The sequence below is a fragment of the Brachybacterium sp. p3-SID957 genome (assembly GCF_025144775.1).
In the GTDB taxonomy this organism is placed as follows: Bacteria; Actinomycetota; Actinomycetes; order Actinomycetales; family Dermabacteraceae; genus Brachybacterium; species Brachybacterium epidermidis.
Genome location: NZ_JALXKT010000008.1, coordinates 1 through 14,920 on the forward strand (window position 1 = coordinate 1; position 14,920 = coordinate 14,920).

General features: G+C 72.4%; 12 protein-coding genes. 6 read left to right on the top strand and 6 right to left on the bottom strand.

Annotation, left to right across the window (positions count from 1 at the left end):
* From M3B01_RS02880 to M3B01_RS02895, 4 genes are all read left to right on the top strand, one after another.
* On the top strand, window positions 1-1,533 hold a 1,533-nt coding region (locus M3B01_RS02880), incomplete at its 5' end, for an ABC transporter permease (RefSeq protein ID WP_311203191.1).
* On the top strand, window positions 1,530-2,867 hold the full coding sequence (locus tag M3B01_RS02885) for an ABC transporter permease (protein ID WP_193864640.1): 1,338 nt from the start codon (window positions 1,530-1,532) through the stop codon (window positions 2,865-2,867). The genes M3B01_RS02880 and M3B01_RS02885, both read left to right, overlap by 4 nt.
* A gap of 13 nt (window positions 2,868-2,880) precedes the next feature.
* Window positions 2,881-3,315 carry a cytidine deaminase gene (locus tag M3B01_RS02890; protein WP_259789317.1) on the top strand — a complete coding sequence of 145 codons (435 nt, stop codon included), beginning with the start codon at window positions 2,881-2,883 and terminating at the stop codon, window positions 3,313-3,315.
* A gap of 92 nt (window positions 3,316-3,407) precedes the next feature.
* Window positions 3,408-4,718: a thymidine phosphorylase gene (locus M3B01_RS02895; protein WP_259789318.1), complete on the top strand. Its 1,311-nt coding sequence runs from the start codon at window positions 3,408-3,410 to the stop codon at window positions 4,716-4,718.
* 141 nt (window positions 4,719-4,859) lie between these two features.
* Here M3B01_RS02895 and M3B01_RS02900 read toward each other — a convergent pair whose 3' ends face one another.
* Window positions 4,860-5,453, bottom strand: a complete 594-nt coding sequence (locus tag M3B01_RS02900; protein WP_259789319.1) for an ATP-binding protein — start codon at window positions 5,451-5,453, stop codon at window positions 4,860-4,862.
* A gap of 165 nt (window positions 5,454-5,618) precedes the next feature.
* On the opposite strand from M3B01_RS02900, the gene deoC reads away from it, so the two are divergent.
* The gene (gene deoC, locus M3B01_RS02905; protein ID WP_259789320.1) at window positions 5,619-6,287 is read left to right on the top strand and encodes a deoxyribose-phosphate aldolase; all 669 of its coding nucleotides are present in this window, start codon (window positions 5,619-5,621) and stop codon (window positions 6,285-6,287) included.
* 7 nt (window positions 6,288-6,294) lie between these two features.
* Here the strand turns inward: deoC and M3B01_RS02910 are convergent, their stop codons facing one another.
* Both M3B01_RS02910 and M3B01_RS02915 read right to left on the bottom strand, forming a co-directional pair.
* Window positions 6,295-8,010 carry a phospho-sugar mutase gene (locus M3B01_RS02910; protein ID WP_259789321.1) on the bottom strand — a complete coding sequence of 572 codons (1,716 nt, stop codon included), beginning with the start codon at window positions 8,008-8,010 and terminating at the stop codon, window positions 6,295-6,297.
* Window positions 8,007-8,870 carry a purine-nucleoside phosphorylase gene (locus M3B01_RS02915; RefSeq protein WP_259789322.1) on the bottom strand — a complete coding sequence of 288 codons (864 nt, stop codon included), beginning with the start codon at window positions 8,868-8,870 and terminating at the stop codon, window positions 8,007-8,009. Before M3B01_RS02915 ends, M3B01_RS02910 begins: the two co-directional genes overlap by 4 nt.
* Before the next feature lie 87 nt (window positions 8,871-8,957).
* Here M3B01_RS02915 and M3B01_RS02920 point away from each other — a divergent pair, with 87 nt between their 5' ends.
* A complete protein-coding gene (locus M3B01_RS02920; RefSeq protein ID WP_259789323.1) occupies window positions 8,958-10,430 on the top strand; it encodes an NAD(P)H-quinone dehydrogenase in 1,473 nt (490 codons plus the stop codon).
* A 119-nt stretch (window positions 10,431-10,549) separates the two neighbouring features.
* Here M3B01_RS02920 and M3B01_RS02925 read toward each other — a convergent pair whose 3' ends face one another.
* Genes M3B01_RS02925 through M3B01_RS02935 form a run of 3 tightly spaced genes read right to left on the bottom strand, consistent with a single transcriptional unit; the run spans window position 10,550 to window position 14,901 of the window.
* Window positions 10,550-12,331 carry a biotin carboxylase N-terminal domain-containing protein gene (locus tag M3B01_RS02925; RefSeq protein ID WP_259789324.1) on the bottom strand — a complete coding sequence of 594 codons (1,782 nt, stop codon included), beginning with the start codon at window positions 12,329-12,331 and terminating at the stop codon, window positions 10,550-10,552.
* A gap of 60 nt (window positions 12,332-12,391) precedes the next feature.
* Window positions 12,392-13,150, bottom strand: coding sequence for a nucleoside triphosphate pyrophosphatase (locus M3B01_RS02930; protein WP_259789325.1), 759 nt, complete (start codon window positions 13,148-13,150; stop codon window positions 12,392-12,394).
* Window positions 13,147-14,901 carry a DUF885 domain-containing protein gene (locus tag M3B01_RS02935; protein WP_259789326.1) on the bottom strand — a complete coding sequence of 585 codons (1,755 nt, stop codon included), beginning with the start codon at window positions 14,899-14,901 and terminating at the stop codon, window positions 13,147-13,149. The genes M3B01_RS02930 and M3B01_RS02935 overlap by 4 nt, the downstream gene beginning before the upstream one ends.
* Window positions 14,902-14,920: the final 19 nt, after the last annotated feature.

Sequence of the window (14,920 nt, forward strand, 5' to 3'; positions counted from 1 at the left end):
GCCGTGACCCCCTCCGCCGCGGAGCAGGGCAGCGCCCCGGGCGTCGGCTCCGGCGGCACCGGCTCCGAGGCCCCGCCGCCTGCGGACCCCTCGCAGGACCGCTGGGGCCGGTTGGTGCAGGACATCGCCCGAGGCAACCTGCTGGTGGTGGTCGCCAGCTTCGTGTTCGCCTTCATCATCGGTTCGATCCTGATCCTGATCGCCGACACCGAGGTGCGCGAGGCCCTCGGCTACTTCTTCGCGCGTCCGGGGGACACCTTCAGTGCCGCCTGGCAGTCGATCAGCCAGGCCTACGCGGCGATGTTCCGCGGAGCCGTGTTCGACTTCCCCGGCTTCACCCGCACCCTGGAGTCGCTGCGAGCCGACGGCGGCACGGGCACCTACGTGTGGGGTCCCGCGCTGATGCGCGGCCTGCGCCCCCTCACGGAGACCCTCACCATCGCCACCCCCCTGGTGATCGCGGCCTGCGGCATGGCGGTGGGCTTCCGCGCCGGCCTGTTCAACATCGGCGGCACCGGCCAGCTGATCGTCGGTGCCATGGTGGCCGGCTATGTGGGCTTCACCTTCCAGCTCCCGATCGTGATCCACCTGCTGGTGGCCCTGGTCGTGGGTGTCATCGCCGGTGCGTTCTGGGGCGGGATCGCAGGCTTCCTCAAGGCCCGCTTCGGCGCCAACGAGGTCATCAGCACCATCATGCTGAACTGGATCGCCACCTACCTGCTGTTCTTCGCCCTGAAGACCAGTGCGTTCACCGGCGCCAACCAGTCCCAGCCCACCTCGCCCTCCGTGAAGGACACCGCCTCCCTGCCGCTGCTGCTGGGCAGCCAGTTCCGCCTCCACGCCGGCATCCTGCTGGCCATCGCCGTGGTGGTGTTCCTGTGGTGGCTGATGAACCGCTCCACCCTCGGGTTCCAGTTCCGCGCCGTCGGCTCCAACCCGCGCGCCGCCCGCGTGGCCGGCATCTCCCCGGCCCGCGCCTCCTTCGCCGTGATGGCGGTGGCCGGCGCCCTGGTGGGCCTGGCCGGCGCCGTGCACATCCTGGGCACCGAGAAGCGCCTCACCGACGGCATCGCCGGCTCGCTCGGCTTCGATGCGATCACCGTCGCCCTGCTGGGCCGCTCCGGGCCGGTGGGCATCGTGCTGGCCGGCCTGCTGTTCGCGGGCCTGTCCACCGGCGGCCGCTACATGGAGACCCAGCAGGGCGTGCCCCTGGACCTGGTCTCCGTGATCCAGGCCCTGGTGGTGCTGTTCATCGCGGCGCCGCCGCTGGTGCGCACCCTGATCGGCCTGCGCCGCGTGGACAACCCCGGAGCGGGCGAGCGGCGCCGCCGTGCCCGTGCCGCCTCCGGAGCAGGGGAGGACCGCACGGGGGCCACCCGGAACGGTGGTTCCTCCGTCGTGAGCACCAGCAGCGCTGCGACCAGCGAGGCACCCTCCTTCTCGGGCAGCAGTGCGGCGCCTGACCCCGCCGAACCACCGGGCAGTGCTGAGCGGTCCGGGGCCCGGACCGAGACGAAGGGAGGGGACCGATGAGCGCCACCACGCGCCTGGCCTCCGATGACGCCGTCGTCCAGAAGGCCGTCGTCGACGAGCGTCCCTCCACGTGGTGGCACCTGCCGCTGACCACCACCATCCTGGGCGTGCTGGGACTGATCTTCTTCGGGCTGCGCGGCATCCCCGGCGCCTCCAGCACCTACGGCATCGCCCGTGAGAAGGACCTGAACCCGCTGGGGATCCTTCCCGAGCAGGTGACCGTCCCGTCCATGGCCGCCTCCATCGTGCTCGCGGTGATCGCGCTGCTCGCCTCGGCGGCGCTGTGGGCACTCCAGTCCCGGCCCCACCGCCTGCGCCCTGCGATCCGCAACACCCTGGTGGGCATCTTCGCGGTGGCCTGGGTGCTGTCCTTCATGACCTGGGTGATCTCCGAGCGATCCCTCAGCGTCGGGACCCTGCTGCAGTCCACGGTCATCCTCGCCGTCCCCCTCGCCTTCGGTGCGCTGTCCGGTGTGCTGTCCGAGCGCGCCGGTGTCATCAACATCGCCATCGAGGGTCAGCTGCTGTTCGGTGCGTTCGGTGCCGCACTGGTGGGCTCCCTGCTGGGCAATGTGTGGGCCGGCCTGATCGCGGCCCCGCTGGTGGCGGTGCTGATGGGTGCCCTGCTGGCTCTGTTCGCCGTGGGGTACCAGGTGCAGCAGATCATCGTCGGCGTGGTGCTGAACGTGTTCGCCGTGGGCATCACCTCGTTCTTCTTCGGCTCGGTGATGAGCGCGAACCCCGGGATGTTCAACTCCCCCATGCGACTGCCCACCCTGCGGATCCCCCTGCTGGCGGACATCCCGCTGATCGGCTCGGCCCTGTTCGAGCAGAACATCCTGGTGTACCTGATGTGGGTCATCGTGGTCGTGCTGACCATCGCCCTGTTCCGCACCCGCTGGGGACTGCGGGTCCGCGCGGTCGGCGAGCACCCGCGGGCCGCTGACACCGTCGGCATCAAGGTCAACCCCACCCGCTGGTCCAACGTGCTGCTGGGCTCGGCCGTGGCCGGCCTGGGAGGCGCGATGCTCACCATCGGCACCGGTGTGGCCTTCGGCGAGGACATGTCCGCCGGCAAGGGCTACATCGCCCTGGCCGCCATGATCCTGGGCCGCTACCACCCCGTCGGGGCGCTGCTGGCCGCGCTCACCTTCGCCTTCGCCGACTCGCTGCAGCTGCGCCTGGGCACCATGAGCGCCGCCGAGGGCGGCGTGAGCATCCCCGGTGACTTCCTGCTGATGCTGCCCTACGTGGTCGCACTGTTCGCGGTCGCCGGCGTGGTGGGCCGCGTGCGCGTTCCCGCCGCGGACGGCATCCCCTACGTCAAGCAGTGACCCAGGAGACCCCGTGACCACACCCTCCTCCGTCCCCGAGCACGCCCAGGGCGCCGCTGGCGCGCCGTTCGACGAGCTGCTCACCGCCGCCCGCGACGTGGTGCATCGCGCCTACGCCCCGTACTCCGGGTACTCGGTGGGTGCCGCCGGTCGCGCGGACGACGGTCGCATCGTCACCGGCTGCAACGTGGAGAACGCCGGCTACGGCGTCACCCTGTGCGCCGAGTGCGGCATGGTCAGCGAGCTGATCGCCGGGGGCGGCGGAAAGCTCACCGCCTTCGTGTGCGTCAACGGCCAGGGAGATGTGATCATGCCCTGCGGCCGCTGCCGCCAGCTGCTGTCCGAGCACGCCGCGGACGACTTCGCCATCCTCACCCCGCAGGGGGTGAGGGACCTCGAGGGGATCCTGCCGCAGGCCTTCGGGCCGGCGGACATGGGACTGGCCTGACCCCGAACGGACCCCGCCCCACCCCCGATCGGCCGGTCGCCCCGCACAGCGCGGGCATCACCGATCTCCGCACCACCACCGATGGGACACCTGTGAACGAGAACCGCACTTCTGCCGTGGAGCCCTTCGACGCCGTCGAGGTGATCCGCACCAAGCGCGACGGGGACCGGCTCACGCCGGAGCAGATCGACTGGGTGATCGACGCCTACACCCGTGGCGTCGTGGCCGAGCAGCAGATGTCCGCCCTGGCGATGGCGATCTTCCTCAACGGCATGGATCGTGAGGAGATCTCCCGCTGGACCGCGGCGATGATCGCCAGCGGCGAGCGGATGGACTTCTCCTCCCTGTCCAAGCCCACCACCGACAAGCACTCCACCGGCGGGGTGGGGGACAAGATCACCCTTCCCCTGGCCCCCCTGGTGGCCTCCTACGGGGTGGCGGTGCCCCAGCTGTCCGGCCGCGGGCTCGGCCACACCGGCGGCACCCTCGACAAGCTCGAGGCGATCCCCGGCTGGCGCGCTGACCTCAGCAACGAGGAGATGATGCGGCAGCTCGAGGAGGTGGGTGCGGTGATCTGCGCGGCCGGTTCCGGCCTGGCCCCCGCCGACAAGAAGCTGTACGCCCTGCGTGACGTCACCGCCACCGTCGAGGCGATCCCGCTGATCGCCAGCTCGATCATGTCCAAGAAGATCGCCGAGGGCACCGCCGCCCTCACCCTCGACGTCAAGACCGGTGCCGGCGCCTTCATGCGCGAGGAGTCCGATGCGCGCGAGCTGGCCCGCACCATGGTGGACCTCGGCTCCGATGCTGGAGTGCGCACCGTCGCCCTGCTCACCGACATGTCGGCACCGCTGGGCCGAACGGCCGGCAACGCACTGGAGGTGCGCGAGTCCCTGGAGGTCCTCGCCGGCGGGGGCCCCGCCGACGTGGTGGAGCTGACCTGCGCACTGGCCCGCGAGATGCTCGAGGCCTCCGGGGTGCACGACGCCGATGTGGAGAGCGCGCTCGCCGACGGCCGTGCGATGGACGCCTGGCGGGCCATGATCACCGCCCAGGGCGGCGATGTGGACGCACCGCTGCCCACCGCGAAGCACGTCGAGGAGCTTCGGGCCGATCACGACGGCGTGGTCGAGGGGCTGGACGCCATGGGTGTGGGCGTGGCCGCCTGGCGCCTGGGAGCCGGACGCTCGCGCCCCGGGGAGTCCGTGCAGGCCGCCGCCGGGGTCGAGATCCTGGCGCACGTGGGCGACCAGGTGCGCAGCGGCGACGTCATCGCTCGACTGCACACCGACACCCCGGAGCGGATCGCTCGTGCGACCGAAGCGATCCAGGGCTCGTGGTCCTACGCCTCCCCCGGCACCGAGCTGCCGCAGCGCCGCATCGTCATCGACCGCATCGCCTGATCCCAGCCGGCCCGCGCGGGGCCGCGCTGTCGCCACGGGGGAACGGCGCCCGGCGGTCGTAATACCCCGCAACGCGATACCCCGCAACGCGCGACTGCGCGTGTCACCGCGCCCGCAGCGCCGGCAGGATGTGGCGGACCATCAGCGGTGCCAGTCGTGCGCCGCCGGATGCTGCCTGCAGGCGGTGATGTTCCGATCGGCCTCGGCCACCCCCGTCAGTCGGCGCAGTCGGGCGATCCCGGCCCGCAGCACCACCGGACACATCCCGGCACTGCGCCACCGGATCACGTCCGCTCGCTGCTCCCCGGCAAGTGCCCAGCCGCGACGCAGCAGCGTCAGGGGCGGCTTGCGGGCCTCGGACAGATCCCGCACCAGACGCAGCCCGAACACCACCGGCACGGGCCGGTCCAGCACCAGGGCGTCGGCCAGCAGACCGGCGGCTGCCAGGGGAGCGACCAGCTCGGCGGCGAAGATGCCCTCGGCGACGATCAGCGGTGCATCCCCGGCATCGAGGATGCGGCTGCCCTTGCGGCGGGACTCGGAGATCGAGTACACCGGCACCTCGGCGGCCCCGTCGTGGGCGAGCGCGGTGAGCGACTCCAGCGCGGCACCGGCGTTCCAGGAGACCGGGTCGTCCCAGTCCACGATCCCGAAGCGGTGGGGGAGACCCGGATCGTCCTGATCGCGGTAGAACTCGTCCAGCCCCACCGTGGGCAGGCCGCAGCGCCTGGACATCTCCCCCTTCCCGCTGCCCGAGGGACCGGCGACCAGCACGATGCGGCGCGGTGCACCGGGACGGGGGCGGGATGTGGTGACGGCCGTCCATTCTAGGTCAGCCCAGGCGCGTCCAGGCGCCCGTCCGATGAGACAGGAAGCCACCTGGTCTGGGAGGATCTGCCCATGAACTCCATCGAGAACAACGACCTCGCCGCCCTCATCGACCACACTCTGCTCAAGCCCGAGTCCACCCGGGCCGACGTGGAGTCCCTGCTGCGGGAGGCGGAGGAGCTGGGCACTTACTCGGTGTGCGTCTCACCGTCGATGCTGCCGGTGGACACCACGGTCAAGGTCGCCACCGTGTGCGGCTTCCCCTCCGGGCAGCACGCCCCCTCCGTGAAGGCCGCCGAGGCCGCCGACGCGGTCTCCAAGGGGGCCGACGAGGTGGACATGGTGATCAACGTGGGCCTGGCCCGCGCCGGTGAGTTCGACGCCGTGCGCGAGGAGATCGCGGAGGTGCGCGAGGCCGCGCCGAAGCCCACCGTGCTCAAGGTGATCATCGAGTCCGCCGCGCTGAGCGACGAGCAGATCGTCGCCGTGTGCGAGGCCGCGGAGCAGGCCGGTGCCGACTTCGTGAAGACCTCCACCGGCTTCCACCCCGCCGGGGGCGCGAGTGAGCACGCCGTGGCCCTGATGCGCCGCACCGTCGGCGACCGTCTCGGCGTCAAGGCCTCCGGCGGCATCCGTGACCGCGCGGCCGCCGAGGCGATGGTCGCCGCCGGTGCCAGCCGGCTGGGCCTGTCCTCCTCGCGGGCGGTGCTCGAGGGCGGTGCCGGCGGGTCCGGGTACTGAGCCCGGCTCAGGACTGCCCGAGCACCTGGCGCAGGTCCTCGGTGACGCGCGTGAGCCGCTCGGCCGCGCGACGGCGGGCCTGCCCCAGCGCCGCCTCGTCGGCCCCAGCAGCGACGGGCTCGACGACCTCCAGGTAGCACTTGAGCTTCGGCTCGGTGCCGGAGGGGCGCACCACCACCCGGGTGTCGTCCTCGCACAGCAGCAGGATCCCCTCGGTGGGTGGCAGGCCAGTGGTCCCCACCGAGCCCTGGGAGAGGTCCTGGTTCTCGACCACGGGCGACCCCGCCAGCTCACCGGGCGGGGAGGTGCGGATGGTGCGCATCATGGTGCCGATCAGGGAGAGGTCCTCGACCCGCACCGACAGCTGCGAGGTGGCGTACAGCCCGTCGCGGCGCGCCAGCGCATCGAGCCGGCCCACCAGTGTGGTGCCCTCGGCCTTCGCCTCCGCGGCCATCTCCGCGACCATGAGGGCGGCGGAGAGCCCGTCCTTGTCCCGCACCACGTCCGGCAGCACGCAGTAGCCGATGGCCTCCTCGTAGCCGAAGGAGATGCCCGGGGCGCGGGAGATCCACTTGAAGCCGGTCAGGGTGGTGGTGGCCTCGGTACCGGCATCCTGCGCCACCCGGTCCAGCCAGCGACTGGAGACCAGGGAGCGGGCCAAGGTGCCCCGGTAGCCGTGGCGGCGCACCAGGTGCTCGCCCAGCAGCACGCCCAGCTCGTCACCGGTGAGCATCCGCCAGCGCCCCAGGTGCGGGTCCAGAACGGCGGCCGCGCAGCGGTCCGCATCGGGATCGTTGGCGATCACCACGTCGGCCTCGACGGTGGCGGCCAGCTCGAGCGCCAGGTCGATCGCCCCGGGCTCCTCCGGGTTCGGGAAGGACACGGTGGGGAAGTCCGGGTCGGGGTCGGCCTGCTTGGCCACCGAGTGCACGTCGGTGAAGCCGGCGCGGTGCAGGGCCGCCAGGGCGATGCGGGTGCCCACGCCGTGCATGGCGGTGTGCACGATCCGCACCTCCCGCGGGGAGTCGGGATCCGGCAGCGCGCAGATGGCCTCCAGGTAGTGCTCCTCGACGCGGTCGCCCAGGATCTCCCAGCCGGACTCGGCCACCTCGATCCCCAGCACGGGCCCCACGGCCGCGATACGGGCCGCGATGTGCGCGTCCGACGGCGGGACGATCTGCACGCCGCGGCCCTCGGGAGCGGCTGCCCGCCCGCCCAGGTACACCTTGTAGCCGTTGTCGGCAGGCGGGTTGTGGGAGGCGGTGACCACCACGCCCGCATCGGCCTCCAGGTGCCGCACGGCGAAGGCCGCCAGGGGGGTGGGCTGGTGGGTGTCGAACAGCTGCACCCGACAGCCCGCCGCGGTCATGATCGCGGCGGAGCGCTCGGCGAAGGCGCGGGAGTTGTGGCGGGCGTCGTGGCCGATCACCACCTGAGGCCGATCGAGGCCGAGGTCACCGGTGAGGTGATCGGCGAGGCCCCGGGCGGCACGGGAGACCACCGCGAGGTTCATCCGGTTCGGTCCCGGCCCCATCCGTCCCCGCAGTCCCGCGGTGCCGAACTGGAGGGTGCCGGTGAAGGCATCGGCGAGCTCCGCCTGCGCGGCCTCGTCCCCGGAGGCGGCCTGCTCCACCAGGGAGGTCAGCGCCGCACGGGTCATGGGATCGGGGTCGTCCTCGCCCCAGGCCTTTGCGCGGGTCAGGAGGTCCTGGTCCGGGTTCATGGGGTGGGCTCCTCATCGGTGGTATCCGTGGTGCCGGGGCCGGTGATCCGGCGCACCGTCTCGGCCAGCAGGCGGGAGATGCGCGGGCCCGCCTCCCGGCCGGCCTCGAGCACCTCCTCGTGGCTGAGGGCTTCGGCGCTGATACCGGCGGCCAGGTTGGTCACCAGGGAGATGCCCAGGACGTCCATCCCGGCCTCGCGTGCGGCGATCGCCTCCAGCGCCGTGGACATCCCCACCAGGGTGGCTCCCATGGTGCGGGCCATCCGCACCTCGGCCGGGGTCTCGTACGTCGGGCCGCGGAACTGCATGTACACGCCTTCCTCCAGCGAGGGATCGACCTCCCGCGCCACGTCGCGCAGCGCCGGGGTGTACACGTCGGTGAGGTCCACGAAGTTCGCACCGGCCAGCGGAGTGGTGCCGGTGAAGTTGATCTGGTCCGCGATCAGCACCGGGGTGCCGGGCGACCAGGACGGGTCGATCCCGCCGCAGCCGTTGGTCAGCACCATGGTGCGGCAGCCCGCGGCGGCCGCAGTGCGCACACCGTGCACCACGGGCCCCACACCGGTGCCCTCGTACAGGTGCGTGCGCGCCCCCAGCACCAGGGCATGCGCGCCGCTGGCCTCGATGCGGATGGAGCGCAGAGTGCCCACGTGGCCCGGCACGGCGGGCGGCCTGAACCCGGGGATCGTGGTGGCGTCGGCCTGCCACACGGTCTCTCCCAGCAGGTCCGCGGCGCCGGACCACCCTGAGCCGAGCACCAGTGCGAGGTCATGGGCCGCGATGCCGCTGCTGCTCGCGATCGCGGCGGCGGCCTCCTTCGCCAGCGAGTACGGATCCGGGGCAGTGGTGGTCTCGTCCATGGCACAGAACCTAGCGCAGACCCCTGGGCCGAGCGCAGTCGGCGCGACCGTGCACGGGCGAGTCACATTCTGAGACACAATGGGGGCGTGAGAGATCCCAGTACCGCGCTTCCCTCCGATCCCGATCGCGTCACCAAGGCCGGTGAGCACCCCCGGGTGGTGATCATCGGTGGCGGCCCTGGCGGCTACGAGGCGGCCCTCACCGCCGCGCGGCACGGGGTGGAGACCGTGCTCATCGAGGAGCGAGGCATCGGCGGCGCCGCCGTGCTCACCGACGTGGTCCCCTCCAAGACGCTGATCGCCACCGCCGATGTGCTGGACCTGGTGGCGGATTCGCAGGACCTGGGCATCCGGGACGCAGACTCCGCCGCGACCCCCACCTCACGCACGCTGAGCGTGGACCTCGGGGCCGTCAACGAGCGCGTGCGCCGCCTGGCCGACAAACAGTCCGCCGACATCCGGGAGAGCCTCGTGGAGGCAGGGGTGACGCTGATCGAGGGCCGTGGCCGCCTGGCAGGCCCGCACCGGGTGGAGGTGCTGGACGGCGAGGGCGAGGTGATCGACGAGGGCGAGGGGGACGTGCTGCTGGTGGCGGTCGGCGCCACGCCCCGTGAGCTCGCCGACTCCCCGGCCGATGGGCACAGGATCCTGAACTGGACCCAGCTGTACACCCTCACCGAGCTGCCCGAGCACCTGATTGTGGTGGGCTCCGGCGTCACCGGTGCCGAGTTCGCCAGCGCCTACCGGGCCCTCGGCAGCGAGGTCACCCTGGTCTCCTCCCGCGACCAGGTGCTGCCCGGCACCGATGCGGATGCCGCCGACGTGCTCGAGGCGGCTTTCGCCCGCCGCGGTGTCACCCTGCGCTCCCGCTCCCGGGCGGCTTCCGCCCGCGTCGTCGGCGAGGGGGCTGAGCAGCACGTGGTGGTGGAGCTGACCTCCGGAGAGGAGGTGCGCGGCAGCCACGTGCTGATGGCGCTGGGAGGGATCCCCAACACCGCGGGCCTGGGCCTGGAGGAGGCCGGGGTGCGGATGCGCGACAGCGGCCATGTCGTCACCGACCGCGTCTCCCGCACCTCTGTGCGCGGCATCTACGCGGCCGGGGACTGCACCGGGGTGTACCCGTTGGCGTCGGTGGCGGCCATGCAGGGACGGATCGCCATGTACCACGCCCTGGGCGATGCGGTCTCCCCGCTGATCTCCGCGCATGTCTCCTCGGCGGTGTTCACCAGCCCGGAGATCGCCGTGGTCGGGGTGAGCGAGAAGGAGATCCTGGACGGGGAGATCAGCGGCGAGGTGCGGATGCTGCCCCTGGCCACGAACCCGAGGGCCAAGATGCAGGGCATCTCCGAGGGCTTCGTGAAGCTGATGGTGCGCCCCGGCTCCCACACCGTGATCGGGGCCGTGGTGGTGGCGCCGCGGGCCAGCGAACTGATCCTGCCCTACGCCATGGCGGTGACCCATCGGCTCACGGCCGAACAGGTGGCCGACACCTTCACCGTGTACCCGTCACTGACAGGGTCGATGGCCGAGGCCGCCCGGCAGCTGCGCGGGGCCGACTGATCCGCTGAGCGGCGCGGGGAGATGCGCTGCGCGGCACCGATCGACTCGGCGTGCGCGATCGCGCAGCGACTCAGCCCCCGGTCGCGCGGCGACCGCGCGCGACGGATGGGACGGGCCTGTCAGTCCTCGATCGTGCACAGAACGGCGCCGGCCGAGACGGTCGCGCCGATCTCCGCGGTCAGGCCCGTCACCACCCCGGAGCGGTGCGCGGTGATGGGCTGCTCCATCTTCATCGCCTCGAGCACCAGCAGCAGGTCGCCGTCGGCCACGCTGCGGCCCTCCTCGGCGACGATCTTCACGATGGTGCCCTGCATGGGAGCGGTGACCGTGCCGCCGCCGGCGGCCGCACCCCCGCCCACGCCGCGGTGGGCGCGCTTGCGGCGCTGGCGCACGGCCGCCTGCGGTGCACGCAGGGAGGCCGGCAGGCTGATCTCCACCCGGCGACCGTCGACCTCGACCACCACGGCCTCGCGGTCCTCCGGCTCCTCGGGCTGGGCCGGCAGCGGAGCCGGCGCGATCTCGCCGTCGAAGTCCGTCTCGATCCAGCGGGTGTGCACGCTGAAGGGCTCCGAGGGGTCCTGCGGCGCGAAGGCCGGGTGCTCGACCACCTGTCGGTGGAAGGGCAGCACGGTGGGCACGCCGTCGATGCGGAACTCCGCCAGGGCCCGCCGTGAGCGCTCGAGCGCCTCCGTGCGGGTGGCCCCGGTGACGATCAGCTTGGCCAGCATCGAGTCGAACGCCCCGGAGACCTCGTCCCCGGCGCGCACGCCGGTGTCGAGCCGCACCCCCGGGCCGGCCGGGGGCTCGAAGCGCTGGACCCGTCCCGGGGCCGGCATGAACCCGCGCCCGGCGTCCTCGCCGTTGATGCGGAACTCGAAGGAGTGGCCGCGCACCTCCGGATCGGTCTCGCTGACCTGCTCGCCCGCTGCGATCCGCAGCTGCTCGCGCACCAGGTCGATCCCGGTGACCTCCTCGGAGACCGGGTGCTCGACCTGAAGGCGGGTGTTGACCTCCAGGAAGGAGATGGTGCCGTCGACCCCCACGAGGAACTCGCAGGTGCCGGCACCCACGTACCCGGCCTCCCGGAGGATCGCCTTGGAGGCGCTCACCAGCTGTGCGTTCTGCTGGGCGGAGAGGAACGGTGCCGGGGCCTCCTCCACCAGCTTCTGGTGGCGGCGCTGCAGGGAGCAGTCACGGGTGGAGACCACCTGCACGTTGCCGTGCACGTCCGCCAGGCACTGGGTCTCCACGTGGCGCGGCGAGTCCAGGTAGCGCTCCACGAAGCACTCGCCGCGCCCGAACGCCGCGGTGGCCTCCCGCACTGCCGAGTCGAACAGCTCGCGCACCTCGGACTCCTCGCGGGCCACCTTCAGGCCGCGACCGCCGCCGCCGAAGGCCGCCTTGATCGCGATCGGCAGGCCGTGCTCGCGGGCGAAGGCCACCACCTCGTCGCTCGAGCCGACGGGATCCTTGGTGCCGGCCACCAACGGCGCACCGGCCTTCTGGGCGATGTGTCGGGCCGAGACCTTGTCGCCCAGCTTCTCGATCGCCTCGGGCGGGGGACCGATCCAAGTCAGCCCCGCATCGATCACGGCCTGCGCGAAGTCCGCCCGCTCGGAGAGGAAGCCGTAGCCGGGGTGGACGGCATCGGCACCCGAGCGCCGCGCGATGTCCAGGATCTTGTCGATCACCAGGTAGGAGCTGGCGGCGGTGGTGCCGCCCAGGGCGTAGGCCTCGTCGGCGATCACGGTGTGCAGGGCATCGCGGTCAGGATCCGCGTACACGGCCACCGAGCGCAGACCCGCGTCACGGCAGGCCCGGGCCACGCGCACCGCGATCTCGCCGCGGTTGGCGATCAGCACGGTGGACAGTGGGCGGGTCTTGGAGTGGCGGGAGGCCATGGGCAGGGGTTTCCTTCCGAGGGCGGACAGGGGTCGAGTCTAGTACCGGGGCCGCTGGGCTCAGCGTTCGTCGGCCGCGCCCTGGGCGGAGAGATCCTCCCACAGCTCGTGGATCCCGATGCCGATCTCGCCGAGCATCTGGCGCAGCAGCGGCAGGGACAGGCCCACCACGGCGTGCGGATCCCCGTTCACACCGGTGATGAACGGTCCTCCCATGCCATCGATGGTGAAGCCGCCGGCCACGCCGAGGGGCTCCCCGGTGGCGACGTAGGCGTCGATCTCCTCGTCGGAGAGGTCGGCGAAGGTGACCTCGCAGCTGGCGGTGGCGCCGAAGGTGGCCCCGGTGCCGCCGTCCTCGGGATCGCGGTCGTCGATCAGCCAGTGCCCCGAGTGCAGCACGGCGGTGCGGCCGCGCTGCGTGCGCCAGCGCTCGCCGGCGGCCTGGGCGGTGCGCGGCTTGCCGAGCACCGTGCCGTCCAGCTCGAGCATCGAGTCACCGCCCAGAACCACGTAGCCGCCGTCGCTGAGCTCGGTCGCTGCCTGCGCCTTCTCCCGCGCCAGCAGCAGCACCTCCTCGGCGGCTGCCAGGGGGGCGCCGGCCTCCCCGGCGGCCGTGCGTGCACGGTCCAGGATCGCGTCCTCGTCGAGATCCACCGGCAGTGTGTCGTGCTCGATGCGGGCAGCCGTCAGGGTGGCGCGCCTGCCCGCGGAGGCCGAGGCCAGTAGCAGCAGGGGACCGCCGCCGGTGTCCGGCAGCGGCTCCGTGGCCGGCTCGGTGATGTGCTGGGTGTGCTCGACGGCCGGTGTGCTGTCGCTCATGCCAGCGCTCCGTCCAGGACGGACAGCGGCACGCTGCCCAGTTCGAGGGCCCGGCGGTGGAAGTCGCGCAGCACCGCCGCGGCCTGCTCGGGACCAGGGCCCTCAGCCCCGGAGGCGACCTCGGCGGCGGGGGTCAGGGCGCGCTCGCGCAGGCGCTCCCATTCGCGCTGGCCCACCTTGTAGGAGGGAGCCTGACCGGGCCAGCCCAGGTAGCGGTGCAGCTCGAAGCGCTGCTCGGCCTCGGCCATGCCCCAGTGCTCGCTCATGAAGTCCCAGGCCTTCTCATAGCTCCAGGCGCCCCCGGCCGAGCCCGCCAGGCCCTCCGGCATCGGCAGCTCGCAGTGCAGGCCGATGTCCAGCACCACGCGCCCGGCCCGCATCCTCTGCGCATCCAGCATCCCCAGGCGGTCGCCGTCGTCGGAGAGGTAGCCCAGCTGGTCCATCAGCCGCTCGGCGTACAGGGCCCAGCCCTCACCGTGCCCGGAGACCCAGCACAGCAGGGCGCGCCAGCGGTTCAGGGACGCGGCCTGCATGGTCTGAGTGCCCACCTGCAGATGATGACCGGGAACCCCCTCGTGGTACACAGTGGTGGTCTCGGCCCAGGTGTGGAACTCGGTGGTACCGGCCGGGACGTCCCACCACATGCGGCCGGGACGGGTGAGGTCCTCACTGGGACCGGTGTAGTAGATGCCGCCGGAGCCGGTCTGCGCGATCCGGCACTCCAGGCGCCGCAGGGGAGCGGGCACGTCGAAGTGGGTGCCGGCGAGATCCTCGATCGCCCTGTCGCTGAGCTGCTGCATCCACGCCCGCAGGGCCTCGGTGCCGTGCAGGACGCGCTCGGGATCGTTGCGCAGGGCCTCCTTGGCCGCGCTGACCGAGCGGCCGCCGCCGGTTCCGTAGCGCTGGTTGATCCGCTCGGCCACCTGCTCCTGCTCGGCGACGATCGAGCGCAGCTCCTCGATGCCCCAGGCGTAGGTGTCGTCGATGTCGATCTCGGTGCCCAGGAAGGTGCGGGAATGCAGGGGGTAGGCCTCCCTGCCCACGGCGTCGCGGTCCGGGGCGGCCGACGCCAGTTCCTCCAGCACCTCCGCGATCTGCACGTATCCCTCAGCGGCGGTGCGGGCCGCCGCCGCGGCGCGCTCGCGCTGGGTCTCATCGCCGACCGCCTGCTGGGCGAAGCGGGTGAAGAAGCCGTCCCGCGCCGCGTAGGAGCGGGCCTGCTCGGCGCCCAGCAGGAGTTGCCGGCGTGCCGAGACGGTGCCCGCCGAGGCGGCCTCGCGCAAGGACTGCGCCCAGGTGTGCAGCGAATGGGGCATCTGCTCCATCCGGGAGCTGAGCACCTCCCAGTCCTCGGCGGTCTCGGCGGGCATCAGGTCCAGCACGTCCCGCACCTGCAGCGTGGAGGCGAGGTTGTTGACCGCAGCGATGTCCAGGTGCTGCTCGGCCCGCTCGATCTGCAGGCCCAGTCGCTCGGTCATCGCGGCGCGGGTCACGGCATCGGTGGCGTCCGCATCGGCGACCTGTGCGATGCGCTCCAGCATGGTGCGGGCCGCGTCGGTGCGTGCGGCCTCGGCGGCGGGAGAGTAGTCGGTGACCTCGTGGTCGTGCCCGGGCACACCGATGCTGGTGGCGGTGAAGGGGTCGGCCTGCACCACCTGCTCGACGTAGTCATCGGCCAGGGCGTCCAGCGGGGACGGGGAACGGGTGGGGCGGGAGGGCGAGGGCCCCGGTGCTGACAGGTGTTCGGCCATGGTCCGCAGTCTAGGCGGG

What these genes read in the sequence shown, in the direction of transcription:
- M3B01_RS02910 (WP_259789321.1), bottom strand. Translation starts at nt 8,010, where the DNA reads ATGAACCCGGACCAGGACCTCCTGACCCGCGCAAAGGCCTGGGGCGAG.
- M3B01_RS02925 (WP_259789324.1), bottom strand. Translation starts at nt 12,331, where the DNA reads ATGGCCTCCCGCCACTCCAAGACCCGCCCACTGTCCACCGTGCTGATC.
- deoC (WP_259789320.1), top strand. Translation starts at nt 5,619, where the DNA reads ATGAACTCCATCGAGAACAACGACCTCGCCGCCCTCATCGACCACACT.
- M3B01_RS02900 (WP_259789319.1), bottom strand. Translation starts at nt 5,453, where the DNA reads ATGTCCAGGCGCTGCGGCCTGCCCACGGTGGGGCTGGACGAGTTCTAC.
- M3B01_RS02930 (WP_259789325.1), bottom strand. Translation starts at nt 13,150, where the DNA reads ATGAGCGACAGCACACCGGCCGTCGAGCACACCCAGCACATCACCGAG.
- M3B01_RS02885 (WP_193864640.1), top strand. Translation starts at nt 1,530, where the DNA reads ATGAGCGCCACCACGCGCCTGGCCTCCGATGACGCCGTCGTCCAGAAG.
- M3B01_RS02915 (WP_259789322.1), bottom strand. Translation starts at nt 8,870, where the DNA reads ATGGACGAGACCACCACTGCCCCGGATCCGTACTCGCTGGCGAAGGAG.
- M3B01_RS02935 (WP_259789326.1), bottom strand. Translation starts at nt 14,901, where the DNA reads ATGGCCGAACACCTGTCAGCACCGGGGCCCTCGCCCTCCCGCCCCACC.